The organism is Brucella pecoris, assembly GCF_006376675.1.
Lineage (GTDB): Bacteria > Pseudomonadota > Alphaproteobacteria > Rhizobiales > Rhizobiaceae > Brucella > Brucella pecoris.
This window is the reverse complement of record NZ_VEWK01000006.1, coordinates 239,832-257,703: the sequence shown is the minus strand read 5'-3', so window position 1 is coordinate 257,703 and position 17,872 is coordinate 239,832. Positions and strand designations below refer to the sequence as shown.

The following is a 17,872-nucleotide window of genomic DNA, read 5'->3' as shown; positions in this document are numbered from 1 at the left end:
GCGTTCGAACGATCAGCCGCAGCAGCTATGTTTGGAAGCCTGCGCCTCATATTCATCGTGCCGCTTGACGAAATGCATCGTGCTATTTTCATTGCGGCCCTTCGGGGCGCGGTCTAGGATCATCAGTGTGCCGATCCATTCTTCGATCCCGCGGGCATAGCTTGAATAAGTGTGATAGATCGCACCACTTTCGTCTTTGTAGAAAGCGCTCATGCCTGGCAGTTCATCGAAAGCATCTTCTGCGGCCAGCTTTTCGAAGTTGTAGAAAACACGATTGTTCTCGAGTTCATCCTTCGTAAAGGAGACGTGGTAATCGAAATTGAAGTCGCTGCCTCCGGACGAAACCCATGGAAAATGCCAGCCCATCCGCTTCTTGTAAGCTTCCAGCTTTGCCAGCGGTCCGCGCGAAACGGCGGCAAGCGTGACGTCGTGATTGTTGAGATGTGTTACCGCGCCATCAAGATTATCGGCCAGGAACGAACATCCTGTGCAACCTTGATCCCAGTCGGGTCCAAACATGAAATGATAGATCAGCAACTGGCTGCGTCCCTCGAACAGGTCAGAAAGTGTTTTCCGTCCCGAAGGCGTATCGAATGTATAGTCCTTATCAACCTTCACCCACGGCAGAGCCTGCCGCTCACGATTGACCTTGTCGCGCAGATGGGTGGCTTCTTTCTCCCTTGCCAGAAGCGCGCGCCGCGCCTCGAGCCAGACTTCTCGGGATACGACCTCATTCATGGTGCAAGCCCTCCTCCGGCTTTTGCCCCGTATCCATGCCCAGATAACAATGTTCCCGCTTGACGATTTACATTGATATCAATATTAATAGTGCATGTCAAATAGCCTCGATGTACCTTTTGAAACAACACTTCTGGTTCGGGACACCTGCCTTTGTTTGCACGTTCAGCGTGCCGCACGCGCTCTCGCCCGACGTTTTGACGATGCCCTACGTCCTTTCGGGCTGACCAATGGGCAGTTCTCACTGATGATGTCGCTTAATCGCCCGACACCACCGCCGATGAAGCCGGTTGCCGAACTCCTGGCCATGGATCAGACGACTTTGACAGCAGCCTTAAAGCCATTGCAGCGACAGGGCTGGGTGGAGATCGTCGTAAACCCGAACGACAGGCGGGAGCGATTGCTGCAATTGACACCGGAGGGTAGAGCCGCGCTTGCCGCAGCCGTCCCCATATGGAAATCCACGCATGCGGAGATCGAGAACCGGCTCGCAAGTGGCAACGGCGACGAAGTTCGACGCGACCTACTGGTACTATCCTCGGTCTGATAGCAGAAGGGGCGCTGTTTGCGCCCCTCGCTTGACTGATTATTTTTCTTTCTTTTTGGGTGTGTATTCCTTGCTGTAGACCTCTTCAGCCATACGCCGGAGCGCACGCCCGATTGCCGCATATTCATATTCATTGAGGTTCGCCAGCGAAGCACGCCCGGCAGGCTGTAAGGTGCCGAAACCGGTACCCGGCAGCAGAACGATCCCGGTCTCGTCCGCGATGCGAAAGAGAAGTTCGGTGGGGGAAATGTTCTTCTTCACCCACGCCGCGAAATCGTCGCCATACAAACGTCGCACGATGTCTTCCAGATCAAGCAACGTATAGTAATCGACTTCGTTTTCGTCGGACTGTGGCGGTAAGCCCAGCTCGCGATAGAGAGCCGCCTCGCGATTACGGATCAGCTTCTTCAGTTCGGCTTTGTAAGCATCCTTTTCGTCCATGAGGCCGAAAAGCGAGAACAGAACCATTTGAACCTGCTGAGGGGTCGAAAGCCCAGCCGTATGATTGAGCGCAACAGTACGGCTGTCGGCGACCAGGCGATCGATAAACTTCAGCTTCGAGACATCTGGAACCAGTGACGAGTAACGTCCATCCAACTCTTTCTTGGCTGAAGAAGACAGATCTTTCAGCTTCGCATCCAGAACATTTTCCTTCTGCATGGCGATAGCGCCCAGCCGCCAGCCTGTCGCCCCGAAATACTTCGAGAACGAATAGACAAGCATCGTATTGTACGGGCAGATCGCGAAAATCGATTTGAAGTTGTCGGCAAAAGTTCCGTACACATCATCCGTCAGGATAATAAGGTCGGGCCGCTTTTCCTTGACGATCCGGGCAATCTGCTCAAGACCGCGTTGATCCACTTTGACCGAGGGCGGATTGCTCGGGTTGATCAGGAAGAAGACCTTGACCGACTTATCGAGTAGTTTGTTGAGTTCCGCTTCCGGGTACTGCCAGCCCTGATGCGGATCGGCATTGATGTGTACTTCTTTCAGCTTGTAATTGTTGAGTTCCGGAATTTCAATGTAAGGCGTAAAAGCCGGCATACCGATGGCAACCGTATCGCCTTCATCGAGAATCTTGTTCTGTTTGAGCGAGTCGAAAATATAGGTCATAGCGGCCGTTCCGCCTTCGACTGCAAACAGATCGATATTGTCGGAACTCATGTAACCGCCGATCATCTCTCGCACGAGATAATGCTTCACGATCTCCTCGCTGATCTTCAGCATGCGCGGCGGAACCGGATAGTTACAGCCAAGGATACCTTCCACCATTTCGTGCAGATATTCCGAAGGGGAAAGACCAAGCTGGTCACGCACATATGACAAGGAACGACCAAGGAATTTCACCCCAGGCTGATCATCATTGTCAGAGATGAAACGCTGAAAACGCCCCTCGATGCCTTCGATCTTAGGAAGCCCGCCCAGCCCAGTCGAAATGTACGAATAGGAGAGTTCGGCTTCCGCGACCGCAAAAAGGCCCAGTCGCAGAAACGCCCGGCGTGGCAGCGTCGCGAGAAAGTTCGGATTACCGCGACCGGCATTCAGCATGGTATGATTTGCCTTGCTCGAAGCAAGGTTGATGAGTGCGTCCTTGAGTTCGAATGGGCTAAGCTTCGCGTACTTACTGTAGTCATTCTTCGCCATGATCTACTCCTCAGGAAAAAGCCACCACCAAGGGCCCGAGCAATGTCAGGAAGACATTTGCGAGCGCATAGGTGATTGCGAACGGGGTGGTAGGAATGGAATTGCCTGCCTTGTCCAGCACTTCGCCGAAGGCAGGATTAGCGCTGCGAGAACCGGAAAGAGCACCGGCAAATATCGCCACGTTGTCGTATTTCAGCACATAACGACCAAAGAACATCGTGATGATTAGCGGAAGGATCGTTACGACCACACCGATCAGGAAAATGGTGAGACCGCTGCTGATGATTGTCTGAACGGCCTGCAAACCTGACTGGAGACCGACAACCGCTACAAATCCCGCTAGGCCGAGATCACGCAGCAATGTTGAGGCTCCGGTCGGCATATTGCCGATAGTCATGTTGCGACTGCGATACCAGCCAAAGAGCAGGCCCGACAGAAGCGCACCACCACCGCTACCAAGCGTTAGCGGTATTGAGCCGATGCGCACGACAGCCAGACCAATCAAGAGACCTAAAGCAATGCCTAGCCCATGAAACACGAAATCGGTCTTGTCGCTTGGAACAATCACCGGACCTATAGACTTCGCAGCACGCTGCAGATCCTGATCGGTGCCGTATAGTGAAACGACATCGCCAGCATTGATGACCGTATCCGGTTGCAACGGCAAAGGCTTATCCGCCCGTTTTACACCGGTAACGTAGACGCCGTGGCGTAGCTCGGAACTTATACTGTCCTTGATCGCAGCTACGGTCTTACCGACATAATCCGGTGAGGTGATCGTGACATCACGGATCTGCACAACGACATCCATGCCTTCCGAGGCTTGCAGTTCCGTGCCGATCTGATTGCCGGATGCAACGACCCCCGCACGCCGACCGGCCACGAGAACAATATCGTCACGCTCCAGTGTCAGATTGGGCGCAAGACCGATAATCTTGTTGGCGCGTTTGACACGTTCTATGGTTATGGCGTTTTCAACTGAGGTCATCGCCTCAATCTGAGCCACAGTCTTTCCGGCAGCCTGCTCTACCTTGTAGATGCGTCCTACCAAGTCGGGAGCAGCTTCACTTTCGCCCTGCCCCAATACTCTTATTCCGGCCAATAGTTCAGCTTCGGCTTTGATGGCATCGTCACGAATAGTGCGCCCCATGAATTTCGGCAGCAAGTTGACGCAGACGATGATCGCACCGAAGGAACCGAAAATATAAGTTACGGCGTATCCGACCGCGACATTGGCCTGTAATCGCTGCACTTCGTCAGCGGCAAGTCCAAGTTTCGAAATGGCCGAGCTTGCCGTTCCGATAATCGCCGATTGTGTTAGCCCGCCAGCGGCGATACCTGCCGCGAGCCCCTTGTCCAAGCCGAATATGCGCGCCATGATTACAACCGTTGCCAGACCGCTGATCGCAAGCACCGCAGCCATTGCGATCTCGCGCAGCGACTGCCGCCCAAGCGAACGGAAGAATTGTGGGCCGCTTTCGAAACCGACCGCATAAATAAAAAGGGCGAAAAGCAAAGCCTTCACCCCATTGTCGATCTGGACACCTACCTGACTGATTATCACCGCGACAAGCAGTGACCCGGCAACTCCTCCCAATTGGAACTTGCCGAAGTGTATCTTGCCGATAGCATACCCCCCAGCCAAGGAGAGGAATAAAGCTATTTCGGGTGCCTGCTGAAATATTGCCTGAAGCCAATGCATCCGTCCCTCCAAGCTCCGATAACAACCAAAGATTAGCTAGAGCGGAAATGCCAAAGACAAGAGGTCGAAAACACAAATGTAAAAAGAAATCACGACCGCGCAAACATAAGTTAAAAAGTTGAGATCGCCCTCTAGAACCATTCTATTTGAGGATGAAGGCAATCTCTTTACGACGACCTTTGATAAAAACTTGAAAGTGATAAATTTGAGATGGATGGCCCAGAAATGCCGGGTACAGACATAAACTATGTCAAATGCCCCCTGTTCACGACGAACCGGCTGGCTACATATGGAATATTGAAAGCAGGCGGAAAGTAATGAACGAAAAGCGCGAACCCCATATCGTTGTCGTCGGCGCTGGTTTTGGCGGATTGCAACTGATCCACGACCTTCGAAAGGTCAATGTGCGGATTACACTGATAGACCAGCGCAATCATCATCTTTTTCAACCGCTTCTATATCAGGTCGCGACAACCATTCTCGCTACGTCCGAAATCGCATGGCCGATCCGGCATCTGTTTAAAGATCGGAAGGAGGTGACTACGTTGCTAGGCACAGTCACCGATGTGAATACTGATCGTCGTCAGGTACAGCTCGAAAACGGCACTGAAATTTCATATGATATGCTCGTACTCGCGACCGGAGCGCGCCATGCCTATTTCGGCAACGATCAATGGGAAGCGCTAGCACCCGGATTGAAGGCGCTTGAGGATGCAACCACCATTCGCCGTCGGCTGCTTCTAGCCTTCGAACGGGCGGAGCGGGAAACAGATGAAGCAAAAAGGCGGGCGCTGTTGACATTCGCCATCGTAGGTGGTGGCCCGACTGGTGTGGAACTTGCCGGCATTATCGCAGAGCTTGCCAAACAGACGATTTGGCCGGAGTTTCGCAATATCGACACGCGGCAGACACGCGTGATGTTGCTTGAAGCAGGTCCACGCATTCTGGCGGCATTTCCTGAAGATTTATCGAATTATGCGTTGAAAGCGCTCGAAAAACTGGGTGTGGAGGTACGGCTCGGAATTCCGGTCAAGGACATCGCAACCGAAGGCGTTACGGTCGGCGAAGAGTTTATTCCTTGCCGAACTGCAATCTGGGCCGCAGGCGTTGCCGCATCTCCTGCGGCGACATGGTTGAATGCGGAAAGCGACCGCGCAGGACGCGTAAAAGTGCTATCCAACCTCAATGTACCGGGACATGATGATATCTTCGTCATCGGTGATACTGCATGGGTCGAAGGACCAGACGGCAAGCCGGTTCCTGGCATCGCGCCCGCCGCCAAACAGCAAGGTGCCTATGTTGCCAAAGTCATTGGAAGCCGCATCGAAGGAAAGACGCCGCCGATGCCGTTCCGTTACAAGCACCAGGGCAACCTTGCGACCATAGGCAGAGGCGCTGCTGTGGTCGATATGGGGCGCTTCAAACTCAAGGGGATCATCGCCTGGTGGTTCTGGGGTATCGCGCATATCTTCTTCCTCATCGGAACGCGAAGCCGTGCAGCCGTGGCCTGGAGCTGGCTCTGGACCTATATTTCCGGACAGCACAGTGCCCGGTTGATAACACAGGGCAAGCCGGTCGACCGCTGAATATGAAACGGCCCGCCAGAAGCGGGCCGTTTTGTTGTTCAAGCCAGTGGCAGTTTATTCGGCAGGTTCCATCTGTGGAACAAGGTCTGTGATAACAGGCGCTCCGTTCATCGCGGCAGCAAGCTTACCAGTATCGAGTTCGTTTTCCCAACGAGCCACAACGATGGTTGCAACCGCGTTGCCAACAAGATTGGTCAGTGCACGGCATTCCGACATGAAGCGGTCGATACCGAGGATCAAGGCCATGCCCGCAACCGGGACAGACGGAACGACAGACAGCGTTGCTGCAAGCGTGATGAAACCTGCACCGGTAATGCCTGCGGCACCCTTGGAGCTAAGCATCGCCACCAGTAGAAGCAGAATCTGGTCACTCAGCGACAATGGAATATCCGTCGCCTGCGCAATGAACAGTGCTGCCAGCGTCATGTAGATGTTTGTACCATCGAGATTGAACGAGTAACCGGTTGGAATGACCAGGCCGACGACTGAACGCTTGCAGCCTGCCTTCTCCATCTTATCCATCAGTGCGGGGAGTGCAGCTTCCGAAGATGACGTACCCAGAACCAGAAGCAGCTCTTCCTTGATGTAGCGGATGAGTGCAAGGATCGAGAAGCCATTGTAGCGAGCAACCGCCCCAAGAACGACAAGCACGAATAGCAATGACGTAAGATAGAATGTGCCGATCAGCAGCGCGAGATTGGCAATCGAACCAATGCCGTACTTACCGATGGTGAACGCCATGGCACCGAAAGCACCGATCGGAGCAGCTTTCATGAGGATCGCTACCAGTTTGAATACAGGTGCGGTCAGGACATGAAGAAAGTCGGTAACAGGCTTGCCCTTGTCACCGACCAAGGCCAGCGCGATACCGAACAGGACCGAGAAAAACAGCACCTGAAGAATATCGCCTTCGGCAAACGCTCCAACAATTGTTGTTGGAATGATATTGCTCAGAAAGCCGGTAATGCTCTGTTCATGTGCCTTGGCAGCGTAATTGGCAACGGCTTTCGGATCAAGCGAAGCCGGGTCGATATGCATTCCGGCACCTGGCTGCACCACATTGGCGACGATAAGCCCGATGATCAAGGCGAGCGTCGAGAATGTCAGAAAATAGATCATTGCCTTACCGGCAACCCGACCGACCTTCTTCATGTCGGTCATTCCGGCAATGCCAGTTGCAACGGTCAGGAAAATAACGGGCGCAATAATCATCTTCACAAGTTTGATGAATGCATCGCCAAGCGGTTTCAGTTGTGTGCCCAATTCAGGATAGAAATGGCCGAGCAGAATACCGGCAGCAATAGCTACCAATACCTGTACATAAAGATGCTTGTAAAAGGGGATTGGGCCGCGCGGCTCGGCGACCGCACCTGTCGGTACTGCAATCATGATATCCTCCGTTTGGCCCAGCATGGAACTTGTCCAGCCTCCCGAGCCTTTCAGCCTCACACTTCAGCGGTATGAGCCGCTGCTAATAGTGTTGATTGCAATGTCCGTGCCAGTTTGCTGGCTGCTTATTAACTAATTGTTTTATTAGATTTAGTGCCATTTATTCGGACAGAAACGTAACAAAAGTGCGATTATCCGCACAATTTCATTTCCGATTTGTGTGAAATATTGCACAATGCCAATAATGAACTCGACCTCATCAACAATGGGCATCCAAGCCCACCCAGCAAGTTCCAACCGCCGCACATGGGCGTTGTTCGGATTGTTTTGGGCTGCAGTTTTCGCGCTTGCTTTCTGGATTGTCGGCGATATGGCGCGAGACAAAGCCGTCCTGACATTGAGCGAACAGGCAAGGATCGATGCCAACCTGAATACCGCGTTATTGCGCGCCGTTCTCGACAAGCAACGGGCACTTCCTCTGGTGCTATCAAAGGACAAGGCGCTGGAAGCGGCGCTACGGGACAAAACGCCTGCAACAATCAATCCGTTGAACGAGAAACTAGAGACGCTGGCTGAAGGTACGCAAGCAGCCGTCATCTATCTCGTGGGCATGGATGGCATTGCCATTGCTGCAAGCAATTGGCGCGGGCCAGTCAGCTTTGTCGGCAACGATTACAAGTTTCGCCCCTATTTCCACGATGCATTGAAGAATGGCGCCGCTGAATATTTCGCGCTCGGCAATGTCAGCAACCGTCCCGGTCTATATATATCCCGCCGTATCGATGGTCCGGGCGGCCCGCTCGGTGTGATCGTCGTCAAGCTGGAATTCGATCGATTGGAGAGTGACTGGAACAATGCCGGGCGACCAACCTTTGTGACGGATGAGCGCAATATCGTTCTGATTACAAGCCTGCCTTCCTGGCGTTTCATGACCATTGGTTCAATCGGCCAGGAACAGCTCCGGTCCATCCGTGACAGCCTTCAGTTCGGTGATGCTTCCCTGAGCCCCCTGCCTCTGTCGGTGAAATCAAGTGATGGCGATGATGTTATGCTTATTGATGCCTTGTTACCCGGTAATGCTCGCAACACCGATTTTCTTGCTATCCGTTCGATAGTACCGTCCACCCCCTGGCAGATGTACAGTCTAGCGCCAATTCGCCCGCAAATTCCAGCGGCTATCCGCGAGGCCCGATTGTTCGCTTTCATCGTATTGGCTGCAGCGGCAATGGTCGGCGGACTTCTTCTAAGACGCAGACAAAAGATCGTGGCACGCATTGCCGATGCCCGGCGTACGCAGGCAGAACTGGAAGAACGAGTTGAAGAGCGTACCCGCGATCTCAGTCTGGCACGCGACAGACTACAAGCCGAGATCAGCGACCACCACCGCACCGAAACAACGCTGCAAGGTGTGCAGCAGGATCTCGTTCATGCCAACCGGCTTGCCATTATGGGGCAAGTGGCGGCGGGCGTGGCACATGAAATCAATCAACCCGTTGCAACCATTCGTGCCTATGCAGATAACGCTAAAACTTTCATCGAACGGAAGCGCCTTTCAGATGCCGCTGAAAATCTCAGCGAAATCGCCGCACTGACAGATCGTATCGGCACAATCACCAGCGATCTGAAAGCGCTCGCGAGAAAAGGACGCTCACCCTCCGAACCAACTTCGCTCCGTCAGGTCATTTCAGGCGCACTCGTATTGTTGCGGAGCCGTTTCTCCGGGCGGATGGATCAACTGGATATAGCGTTGCCACCGTCCGAACTGCGTGTCATCGGTCATTCGATCAGGCTTGAACAGGTTTTCATAAACTTGTTTCAAAATGCACTAGAAGCCATTGATTTGGAAAAGAATGATGGACGAGTAGAAGTTCGTACTCATGAAAATAACGGTAAGGTCATCATAACGGTTTCCGACAATGGATCGGGCATACCGCAACATATTCGCGACAATCTGTTTTCTCCCTTCAATACATCGAAAGAAAAAGGTCTTGGCCTTGGTCTTGTGATCGTCAAGGAGATCGTCACCGACTATGGCGGGACCATATCCGCCGAAAGCAGCGTCATAGGCACATCGTTCCGCATAGAACTGAGAAAAGCATGATGGATAAATCCCCCTCGGTCATTCTCGTAGATGACGACAAGGCACTACGCCGCGCCACCCGTCAAACGCTTGAACTTGCCGGTTTCGATGTTGCTGATTTTCCAAACGCCTTCGATGCCTTGAACAGCGTTACCTCCGATTATGACGGCGTGGTCGTTACAGATGTCCGCATGCCGCAGATCGATGGTCTCCAGTTCTTTGCACGGATCAAAGCGATTGATCCAGATCTGCCCGTGATCCTGATTACCGGCCACGGTGATATTCCGATGGCCGTGCGGGCCATTCAGGACGGCGCATATGATTTCATCGCCAAGCCGTTTGCGGCCGACAGGCTCGTGCACAGCATCCGCCGCGCATGGGAAAAGCGCCAACTGATCCTTGAAAACCGCGCACTGCGCGAAGCCGCCGATAATGTAGAAGGCGATCTACCGCTGATTGGCCAGACACCCGCGATGGAAAACCTGCGCAGAACTTTGCGCGATATCGCCGACACGGATGTCGATGTGCTCGTGGCTGGTGAAACTGGTAGCGGCAAGGAAGTCGTCGCACAGTTGCTGCACGATTGGAGCCGTCGCCGCAAAGGCAATTTTGTGGCGCTCAACTGCGGAGCCCTGCCGGAAACGGTGATTGAAACCGAATTGTTCGGTCATGAGGCAGGCGCGTTCACTGGGGCTCAGAAAAAGCGGCTGGGGCGTATCGAACATGCAAGCGGCGGCACGCTGTTTCTGGATGAAATTGAAAGCATGCCCGCTACGACGCAGGTTAAACTCTTACGTGTCCTTGAAATGCGGGAAATTACTCCGCTCGGTACGAATGAGGTTCGTCCGGTGGATCTGCGCGTCGTCGCGGCAGCAAAAATCGATCTTGGCGACCCCGTACAGAGAGGTGATTTCCGTGAGGATCTGTATTACCGGCTGAACGTCGTCACCCTTTCCATCCCTCCGCTTAGAGAAAGACGGGACGATATTCCATTGCTTTTCGCACATTTTTTGACGCGGGCTGCAAAGCGCTTTAGTCGGGATGTGCCAGCAATCGATACCGCCATACACCGCCATCTAACGAACCACAACTGGCCGGGGAATGTCCGCGAACTGGCGCATTTCGCCGACCGTGTGGCACTTGGCGTTGCAAAACCAGCCCAATCCCCGCAGCCAGTGGCCAGCGATCAAGAGCCCCTTCCAAAACGGCTCGAACGCTACGAAGAAACTCTTATCCGCGAAACGCTCGCCGCCAATAATGGCAATGTTCAGGAAACAATCGACGCGCTCGGTATTCCGCGAAAGACCTTTTACGATAAGATGCAGCGCCATGGCATCAATCGTGCGGACTATCGCGCCAATGGTGATTGAAGCTCATCTGCCATCTGTCTGGGAGGACCATGATGACCTTGAAACTCTACCTTCACCCATTCTCGTCATATTGCCAGAAGGCGATAACAGCCTTCTATGAAAAGGACATCGCCTTCGAAGCAAAAATGCTCGATGGTACGGAACCGGTAGCCAGCGAGTTCGCTGCACTTTGGCCCTTCGGTAAATTTCCAGTACTAACGGACAATGGAAAACTGGTGTTTGAAGCGACTGGTATTATCGAATATCTCGAAGCAGCCTATCCTCAGACCAAGCGATTGATCCCGTCTGATCCACTTGCCAGTGCGGATGTGCGAATGTGGGATCGTTTCTTCGATAACTACATAAACTATCCACAACAACGCCTTGTTTATATTGCAATTGGCCGAGAACACGACGACGGCGGCAACCGTTGGCGAGCGGCGTTCGATACAGCCTACGCATTTCTGGATCGGCATATGGAGCGGCGCGAATGGGTCTCGGGCGATGATTTCAGCCTCGCCGACTGCGCTGCGGCACCTTCCCTGCTCTACGCAGACTGGACCTATGCCATTCCCAAAAAATTCGCCAATGTCTGGGCCTATCGCGAACGCCTGCTTGCACGACCGAGTTATGCCCGTGCACTCGACGAAGCACGGCCATTCCGTCAGTTATTTCCGCTGGGAGCACCTGAAGAAGGTAGAGATTGATAGCTATCGCGGCGAAGCGATCAGCCGGCCCGTAGAGACGTGCTGCATGACTTCCATCGGAATGCCGTAGATTTCCTCAAGGCGTTCCGGCACCATGATCCCCTTGGGGGTCGATTGCGCGATCAACCTGCCGCTGTGAAGCGCGAACACCTCATCGCAAAAGCGCGCAGCCATGTTCACGTCATGCAACACGACGAAGACGCTCAGTTCCTTTTCGTGTGACAGCTTACGCACAAGCGAGAGAACTTCGATCTGGTGCGCGATATCAAGCGCCGATGTCGGTTCATCAAGCAAAAGACATTCAGCATCCTGAGCAACCAGCATGGCAAGCCAGACGCGCTGACGTTCACCGCCTGAAAGCGTGTCGACCAAACGGTTCGCGAAAGGGCCGATCCCGGTCAGTTCGATCGCTTCATCCACTTTCTGGCGGTCGGCTACTCCGAAGCGGCCAAGGGCGCCATGCCATGGATACCGTCCTAAAGCGACGAGTTCCTTGACCAACATGCCTCCGGCAGGTGCCGTCTGCTGTGGCAGATAGGCGAGCTTGCGCGCGAACTCACGGTCACCCCATTCACCGAGTGCTTTGCCTGCAAAGCGTAAAATGCCGCCGGAAGCGGGCTGTTGCCGGGCCAGGATTTTCAGAAGTGTCGATTTGCTCGACCCGTTGTGCCCGATAAGCGCTGTCAAACTTCCTGCCGGGATCGACATCGTCAGTGGCTGCAACAGTGTGCGTCCGGCAACTGAAAAGGTGACATTCTCAAGTTCGAACAAAGCGGTGGCCATCAATCTCATTCCTGATTTTGGTCAACTCTAGGGTCAGGACCTAGATATCCGCCCTGCAATAAAGCAGTTCATCAACGGTTGATAGTAAAATATGAGAAAGATATACATGTTTTGAGAAACACCATCAGGAAAAAAGAGTTTGGGCTTCCATCCGCACATGAAGAGCCACATCGAAGACGTCAGCTTGCTGGACGATCTTCACTATCGCGTATGGAATGGCGCAATAGCCGACGTATGGTCTGTCAATTGCGGACCAGCCGCGCGCGGAGAATATGTTTCACAAGCGCCGCGTCTTTTTCTTGTACTTGAAAGCCGAGGTGAGCTGACCATCGGCCCTGAACAAACCAATCATGCGTCGGTCAATGCTCAACCGCAGCAAAAGCTCTGCTACATACCTGCGGGCATGACGATCTGGAGCCATGTGACACGCCCCGGAAAACTGAAGCATCTCGATTTGCATTTCGATATTGCTGCTCTGCAACAGCGCTTCGGTTACATGCTGAACAAAAGCAGCATGGAGAAACCACGCCTGTTCTTCTCTAGCCCGAAGATTGAGCAGATCGGTTCCCTACTGGCGGAAGAATGCCTTTCGAAGGCACCGATGCACAACCTTTATGGAGAAGGTTTGCTAATGGCGCTTGTCGCCGAACTCTTTGAAGCGCAACTGGAACAAAGGACCCGTAACAGCAAGCTTTCGCCGCGACAACTGCGCCGTGTGACCGAATTCATGGAAGACAATTACGCCCGTGTTATCCGCCTGCAGGAATTGGCGGCGCTCGCCGGATTATCCGAATCCTATTTTTGCAGCGCCTTCAAGGCTTCGACTGGCATTTCGCCTCACGCCTGGCAGATGCAGAAACGCATCGACCGGGCCCAGATATTGCTCCGGCAACCAAGTGCGGCACTGCCGCATATCGCAGCCCTCACCGGTTTCGCCGACCAGGCGCATTTCACCCGTGTTTTCAAGAAACTCACCGGTATCACGCCTGCGGCTTGGGTCAGACAGCAGTTCCACTAGACCCGGATCAAGTGATATTCAAAGGGCGCTGTACATTAGCCAAATATCATTCAATTGGGCGAAATAACGAACAATCTTCCAGAGATATCTTGATGTAAATACTCATATTAATTTGCGATGCGTGGCAACGCCGACGCATTCGTCGCACCCGGCTGAAGCCCTAACGGGTATCAAAAAGCCGGAGCACATATGGGATTTCTCGAGGGGCTTGCACCGGATGACGACATCGATAAAGCAACATTTCCTGACCCTGCTGGCCAGCGGCGCAGCACTTGCAGTTCTGCCGCTCTCAACGGCCGGTGCGCAAGACGCGAACAATGCGGTTCGCCTCGACACAGTCGTTGTGCAGACAGGAAATGGCCGCAGCGATGAAGGCGTTGCGCCTGTAAACGGTTTTGTACCGACAGCAACGACGACGGGGTCGAAAGACAGCGTTGCCATCGAGAAGATACCGCAATCCGTATCCGTCGTGGGTCGGGAGCAGATGGATGCCATTGGCGCGCAGAAGCTGGATGAGGCGCTCCGCTATACGCCGGGCGTGTTAGGACAGCCTTTCGGCGTCGATAACGATACCGACTGGCTCTATATTCGCGGTTTCGAAGCCACCCAATATGGCACCTATCTCGATGGCCTGCAGAACTTCAGCTACGGCTTCGGCGGCTTCCTGATCGATAGCTTCGGCATTGAGCGTATCGACGTTCTGCGTGGCGCGTCATCTGCTCTTTACGGCGGTTCCAATCCGGGCGGTATTGTCAACTATATCAGTAAGCGCCCGACCGGCGAACGGTTGCGCTATCTCGAAACGGGCATCAATAGCTACGGCAACGCCTATCTCGGTTTCGACGTCGGCGACAAGGCCAGCGATACAGTCAACTACCGTGTGAACGGTAAAATCCAGGGCGGTGACAATTATACGGACTTCGCAAAGGAATTTCGCGGCGTCATCTCACCGAGCATTGAATACAAGCCAGACGAAGCGACAAAGCTGACCATTCTCGGCAACTATACCCATCTTGATCTGACCCACGATGGCGGTGGCTTTCTTCCTTATTACGGCACGGTCGTTCCCACAGAATTCGGCAAGATTTCGCGCAAGCGGAACTTCACCGAGCCTGATATTGACTCTTACAAACGCGAACAGGCTTCCATCGGTTATGAATTCGAACACCAGTTCGACAATGACTGGACCGTGCGCCAGAACGTCCGCTACGGCTTTTCCCATGTGCAAGAACACAGTCTCTATGCGTATGGTTACGAAGGATTCCTGCCACAACCAGCACCAGGCAATCCGAATATTGCCCGCATCAATTTCAAGCACGATACCACGGTCAACACCTTCCTTGCGGACAATCAGCTTGAAGGCACGGTCGAGACCGATGCGCTGACACACAACCTTCTGTTCGGTGTGGAATACCGTTATTTCCATATCGATCAGATGCAACAGACGGGCGGGGCGACCGTTATTGACGGCTTCAACCCGGTTTATGGTGAGCCGCAGGGGCCGATGTTCGATCCCTATATCGATCAGGATCTGCGACGTCACCAGATCGGCATTTACGCTCAGGATCGAATGGAGTTCGGCGACGGCTGGATCGCGACGCTCAACGGTCGCTACGACTATGTCAAAACCGACGCGACAGGATTGCCAAGCTACGAGTATAACAAGGGCAAGGCCTCCGGGCGTGCGGGTCTCGGCTATGAGTTCGACAATGGCATAACGCCTTACGTCAGTGTTGCCACCTTCTTCAATCCAATCATCGAAACGCTGGCTGACGGCAGCTACGCTCAGCCGGAAACGGGGACGCAGTATGAGGTGGGTGTCAAATACCGTCCGGAACTTTTCGACGGATTGATTACCGCTTCGCTGTTCGACCTGACCAAGGAAAACGCCCTCACTGGTTCCAGTTTCGCTCGCGAACAGCTTGGCAAGGTCAACTCTCGCGGTTTCGAACTGGAAGTTCAGGCTAATATCACCGACGCATGGAAGTTGACAGCTTCGGTAACTGCCTATGATCTGAAGATCAAAGAGAACGACAGCAACCCCGACATCATCGGCAATCGCCCCTATCTTCTGCCGGAACAACAGGCCTCCGTCTTTGTTGAATACAAGGTACCGGACGGTGCCTTTCAGGGCGTGACCCTCGGTGGCGGTGTACGTTATCTCGGTTCTTCCTACGCGGATGAAGAAAACACGCTCAAGGTGCCGGCTGTGACACTGGCAGACCTGAAACTGGGTTATGAAAAAGACAATTGGGGCGTTGACCTCAACGTCACCAATCTGTTCGACAAAAACTATGTCGCAGGCTGTCAGGGCATCTATGTTTGCGGTTACGGTGAAGGGCGCAAGGCGCTTCTAAAAATCCACACCAAGTGGTGATCTGAAGATTGAGTATCGAAGAGCGCCGCAAAGTTACGGCACTCTTCGAAGCTGCCTACAGAGTTTGCATGAACTCATGCAGGACAACCGCTTGATTGTGCTCTTCGTCCTTCGCGCCGTATAATAGTGTCAGTCGGCCACCTCTCGCCTTCGCATGGGCGATCAAATCCTTCAGCGCAGGCTTACTTCCTTCGAGTTCCTCGCGGTACTTTTTCTGAAAATCGTTCCATTTCGTGGGATCATGGCCGAACCATTTACGAAGATCGGTCGATGGCGCGATGTCCTTGGCCCAAAGGTCTATATCCGCCTTCTCCTTCGTCATACCGCGCGGCCAGACACGGTCTACAAGTACGCGATAGCCGTCATCCGGCGAAGGAGCTTCATAAATCCGCTTCAGTTCAATCGTCGTCATAGGAACGGCTCCTCAATGCCTTTCCGACACATATGGCGACTGAAACACCTTCGGCAAGATCAACTCGACCTCTTAGGATGAAAGAAAAAGGCCGCTGCCGATCGAACAACTTACGTCCGACAGACAACGGCCTTTGATGGCTCAAGCAAAGACGGTCGCGACTGCCTTTTTCGTGGCTGCTACAACCTTGTCTGCTTCCTCGGGCGTGAGGCAGAGCGGCGGCGCAAATCCCAGGATATCTCCTTCCGGCATGGCGCGCCCAATAACATCATTGGCCAACAGCGCAGCAGAAACCTGTGCGCCGATCTTCAGCAACGGGTCGAAAAACCTGCGGTCGTCACGGTCTTCTACAAATTCGATTGCCGCCATCAGGCCTTCGCCGCGAATTTCACCTACATGCTTGTGATCGCCAAGAGCATCCTGCAGCGCTTTGCGGAAATAAGCGCCGGTCGAACCCGCATTTTCTACCAGGTTCAGTTCATCAATCAGCTTGAGATTGGCGACGCCTGCTGCTGCGCAGATCGGATGGGCGGAATAGGTCCAGCCATGGCCGATAGGCCCCATCTTGTCCGATCCCTGCACCAGCACCTGCCACATACGGTCGGAAACAATCGACCCCGAAAGCGGTGCATAGGCCGAGGTAAGGCCCTTGGCGATGGTGATCAGATCAGGCTTCATGCCGTAATGATCAGAACCGAACATGCTGCCCAGACGGCCAAAGCCAGTGACGACTTCGTCGGCAACAAGCAGAATATCATAGCGATCAAGAACGGCTTGAATTTTCTGCCAATAACCAGCCGGTGGTGGGACGATACCGCCAGTACCCAGAACAGGCTCGCCGATGAAGGCTGCAATCGTATCTGGCCCTTCAGCAAGGATCATTTCCTCGAGCTTGTCTGCGCAATGTTGCGAGAACTGCTCTTCGCTCATCGAACGGTCGGCACGGCGGAAATAATATGGGGACTCCGTATGCAGGATCGGCGCACGCGGCAGGTCGAACGCGTTGTGGAAGGTCGCAAGTCCGGTCATGCTGCCCGTCATCACGCCCGAACCATGATATCCGCGCCAGCGCGAAATGATCTTCTTTTTCTCGGGACGGCCAAGAATATTATTATAGTACCAGATCAGCTTGATATTGGTTTCATTCGCATCCGAACCCGAAAGACCGAAATAAACGCGGCTCATATGCTCCGGTGCGCGGTCGATAATCATCTTGGCGAGTGTGATGGACACTTCGGTGCCGTGACCGACATAGGCATGATAATAGGCGAGCTTGCGCGCCTGCTCTGCAATCGCATCTGCAATTTCGGTGCGCCCATAACCAACGTTGACGCAATAAAGACCTGCGAAGGCGTCGAGGCTCTTGCGGCCATTCACGTCAGCAATATACACGCCCTCGCCGCCTTCCAGCACACGCGTCGGCGTCTCACCACGGGCATGCATGCCCATGTGCGTGGACGGGTGAAAGAAATGATCGCGATCCCAGGCAGTGAGTTCATTGCTATTGTTCAACATGGGTATGTTCCTTTCCTGTCGCCAC

At 53.7% G+C, this 17,872-nt stretch carries 14 protein-coding genes; 7 read left to right on the top strand and 7 right to left on the bottom strand.

Features of this window, described 5'->3' with window-relative positions; translation table 11 throughout:
- Positions 1 to 12: 12 nt before the first annotated feature.
- Entirely contained in the window at positions 13 to 738 is a 726-nt protein-coding gene (locus tag FIB18_RS13580) for a DUF899 domain-containing protein (protein ID WP_140021221.1), read from the bottom strand.
- Between the two features lie 94 nt (positions 739 to 832).
- Between FIB18_RS13580 and FIB18_RS13575 the strand changes: the two genes are divergently transcribed.
- A complete protein-coding gene (locus tag FIB18_RS13575) occupies positions 833 to 1,285 on the top strand; it encodes a MarR family winged helix-turn-helix transcriptional regulator (RefSeq protein WP_140021220.1) in 453 nt (150 codons plus the stop codon).
- 39 nt (positions 1,286 to 1,324) lie between these two features.
- Here the strand turns inward: FIB18_RS13575 and FIB18_RS13570 are convergent, their stop codons facing one another.
- Together FIB18_RS13570 and aspT are read right to left on the bottom strand one after the other, a co-directional pair.
- Entirely contained in the window at positions 1,325 to 2,929 is a 1,605-nt protein-coding gene (locus FIB18_RS13570; protein WP_140021219.1) for a bifunctional aspartate transaminase/aspartate 4-decarboxylase, read from the bottom strand.
- 10 nt (positions 2,930 to 2,939) lie between these two features.
- Positions 2,940 to 4,631, bottom strand: coding sequence for an aspartate-alanine antiporter (gene aspT, locus FIB18_RS13565; RefSeq protein ID WP_140021218.1), 1,692 nt, complete (start codon positions 4,629 to 4,631; stop codon positions 2,940 to 2,942).
- A 317-nt stretch (positions 4,632 to 4,948) separates the two neighbouring features.
- Between aspT and FIB18_RS13560 the strand changes: the two genes are divergently transcribed.
- Positions 4,949 to 6,217: an NAD(P)/FAD-dependent oxidoreductase gene (locus tag FIB18_RS13560; RefSeq protein ID WP_140021217.1), complete on the top strand. Its 1,269-nt coding sequence runs from the start codon at positions 4,949 to 4,951 to the stop codon at positions 6,215 to 6,217.
- Between the two features lie 54 nt (positions 6,218 to 6,271).
- Here the strand turns inward: FIB18_RS13560 and FIB18_RS13555 are convergent, their stop codons facing one another.
- Positions 6,272 to 7,606: a dicarboxylate/amino acid:cation symporter gene (locus FIB18_RS13555; RefSeq protein WP_140021216.1), complete on the bottom strand. Its 1,335-nt coding sequence runs from the start codon at positions 7,604 to 7,606 to the stop codon at positions 6,272 to 6,274.
- A 265-nt stretch (positions 7,607 to 7,871) separates the two neighbouring features.
- On the opposite strand from FIB18_RS13555, the gene FIB18_RS13550 reads away from it, so the two are divergent.
- From FIB18_RS13550 to FIB18_RS13540, 3 genes are read left to right on the top strand one after another with little or no spacing between them, the layout of a single operon-like run.
- Positions 7,872 to 9,707, top strand: a complete 1,836-nt coding sequence (locus tag FIB18_RS13550) for a sensor histidine kinase (RefSeq protein WP_140021248.1) — start codon at positions 7,872 to 7,874, stop codon at positions 9,705 to 9,707.
- Entirely contained in the window at positions 9,707 to 11,056 is a 1,350-nt protein-coding gene (locus FIB18_RS13545) for a sigma-54-dependent transcriptional regulator (RefSeq protein WP_140021247.1), read from the top strand. The genes FIB18_RS13550 and FIB18_RS13545 overlap by 1 nt, the downstream gene beginning before the upstream one ends.
- A 32-nt stretch (positions 11,057 to 11,088) precedes the next feature.
- The gene (locus FIB18_RS13540) at positions 11,089 to 11,742 is read left to right on the top strand and encodes a glutathione S-transferase family protein (protein WP_140021246.1); all 654 of its coding nucleotides are present in this window, start codon (positions 11,089 to 11,091) and stop codon (positions 11,740 to 11,742) included.
- 3 nt (positions 11,743 to 11,745) lie between these two features.
- Here the strand turns inward: FIB18_RS13540 and FIB18_RS13535 are convergent, their stop codons facing one another.
- The gene (locus FIB18_RS13535) at positions 11,746 to 12,525 is read right to left on the bottom strand and encodes an ATP-binding cassette domain-containing protein (RefSeq protein ID WP_140021215.1); all 780 of its coding nucleotides are present in this window, start codon (positions 12,523 to 12,525) and stop codon (positions 11,746 to 11,748) included.
- A gap of 157 nt (positions 12,526 to 12,682) precedes the next feature.
- Between FIB18_RS13535 and FIB18_RS13530 the strand changes: the two genes are divergently transcribed.
- Both FIB18_RS13530 and FIB18_RS13525 read left to right on the top strand, forming a co-directional pair.
- Positions 12,683 to 13,543, top strand: a complete 861-nt coding sequence (locus FIB18_RS13530; protein ID WP_235894893.1) for a helix-turn-helix domain-containing protein — start codon at positions 12,683 to 12,685, stop codon at positions 13,541 to 13,543.
- A gap of 217 nt (positions 13,544 to 13,760) precedes the next feature.
- The gene (locus tag FIB18_RS13525) at positions 13,761 to 15,920 is read left to right on the top strand and encodes a TonB-dependent siderophore receptor (RefSeq protein WP_140021213.1); all 2,160 of its coding nucleotides are present in this window, start codon (positions 13,761 to 13,763) and stop codon (positions 15,918 to 15,920) included.
- A gap of 55 nt (positions 15,921 to 15,975) precedes the next feature.
- On the opposite strand, the gene FIB18_RS13520 is transcribed toward FIB18_RS13525, so the two are convergent.
- Both FIB18_RS13520 and FIB18_RS13515 read right to left on the bottom strand, forming a co-directional pair.
- Entirely contained in the window at positions 15,976 to 16,332 is a 357-nt protein-coding gene (locus FIB18_RS13520) for a DUF488 domain-containing protein (RefSeq protein WP_140021212.1), read from the bottom strand.
- Between the two features lie 141 nt (positions 16,333 to 16,473).
- Positions 16,474 to 17,847: an aspartate aminotransferase family protein gene (locus FIB18_RS13515; RefSeq protein ID WP_140021211.1), complete on the bottom strand. Its 1,374-nt coding sequence runs from the start codon at positions 17,845 to 17,847 to the stop codon at positions 16,474 to 16,476.
- Between the last annotated feature and the right edge of the window lie 25 nt (positions 17,848 to 17,872).

What these genes read in the sequence shown, in the direction of transcription:
- FIB18_RS13570 (WP_140021219.1), bottom strand. Translation starts at nt 2,929, where the DNA reads ATGGCGAAGAATGACTACAGTAAGTACGCGAAGCTTAGCCCATTCGAA.
- FIB18_RS13555 (WP_140021216.1), bottom strand. Translation starts at nt 7,606, where the DNA reads ATGATTGCAGTACCGACAGGTGCGGTCGCCGAGCCGCGCGGCCCAATC.
- FIB18_RS13520 (WP_140021212.1), bottom strand. Translation starts at nt 16,332, where the DNA reads ATGACGACGATTGAACTGAAGCGGATTTATGAAGCTCCTTCGCCGGAT.
- FIB18_RS13545 (WP_140021247.1), top strand. Translation starts at nt 9,707, where the DNA reads ATGGATAAATCCCCCTCGGTCATTCTCGTAGATGACGACAAGGCACTA.
- FIB18_RS13575 (WP_140021220.1), top strand. Translation starts at nt 833, where the DNA reads ATGTCAAATAGCCTCGATGTACCTTTTGAAACAACACTTCTGGTTCGG.
- FIB18_RS13515 (WP_140021211.1), bottom strand. Translation starts at nt 17,847, where the DNA reads ATGTTGAACAATAGCAATGAACTCACTGCCTGGGATCGCGATCATTTC.
- FIB18_RS13560 (WP_140021217.1), top strand. Translation starts at nt 4,949, where the DNA reads ATGAACGAAAAGCGCGAACCCCATATCGTTGTCGTCGGCGCTGGTTTT.
- FIB18_RS13530 (WP_235894893.1), top strand. Translation starts at nt 12,683, where the DNA reads ATGAAGAGCCACATCGAAGACGTCAGCTTGCTGGACGATCTTCACTAT.
- aspT (WP_140021218.1), bottom strand. Translation starts at nt 4,631, where the DNA reads ATGCATTGGCTTCAGGCAATATTTCAGCAGGCACCCGAAATAGCTTTA.
- FIB18_RS13550 (WP_140021248.1), top strand. Translation starts at nt 7,872, where the DNA reads ATGGGCATCCAAGCCCACCCAGCAAGTTCCAACCGCCGCACATGGGCG.
- FIB18_RS13540 (WP_140021246.1), top strand. Translation starts at nt 11,089, where the DNA reads ATGACCTTGAAACTCTACCTTCACCCATTCTCGTCATATTGCCAGAAG.
- FIB18_RS13580 (WP_140021221.1), bottom strand. Translation starts at nt 738, where the DNA reads ATGAATGAGGTCGTATCCCGAGAAGTCTGGCTCGAGGCGCGGCGCGCG.
- FIB18_RS13535 (WP_140021215.1), bottom strand. Translation starts at nt 12,525, where the DNA reads ATGGCCACCGCTTTGTTCGAACTTGAGAATGTCACCTTTTCAGTTGCC.
- FIB18_RS13525 (WP_140021213.1), top strand. Translation starts at nt 13,761, where the DNA reads ATGACGACATCGATAAAGCAACATTTCCTGACCCTGCTGGCCAGCGGC.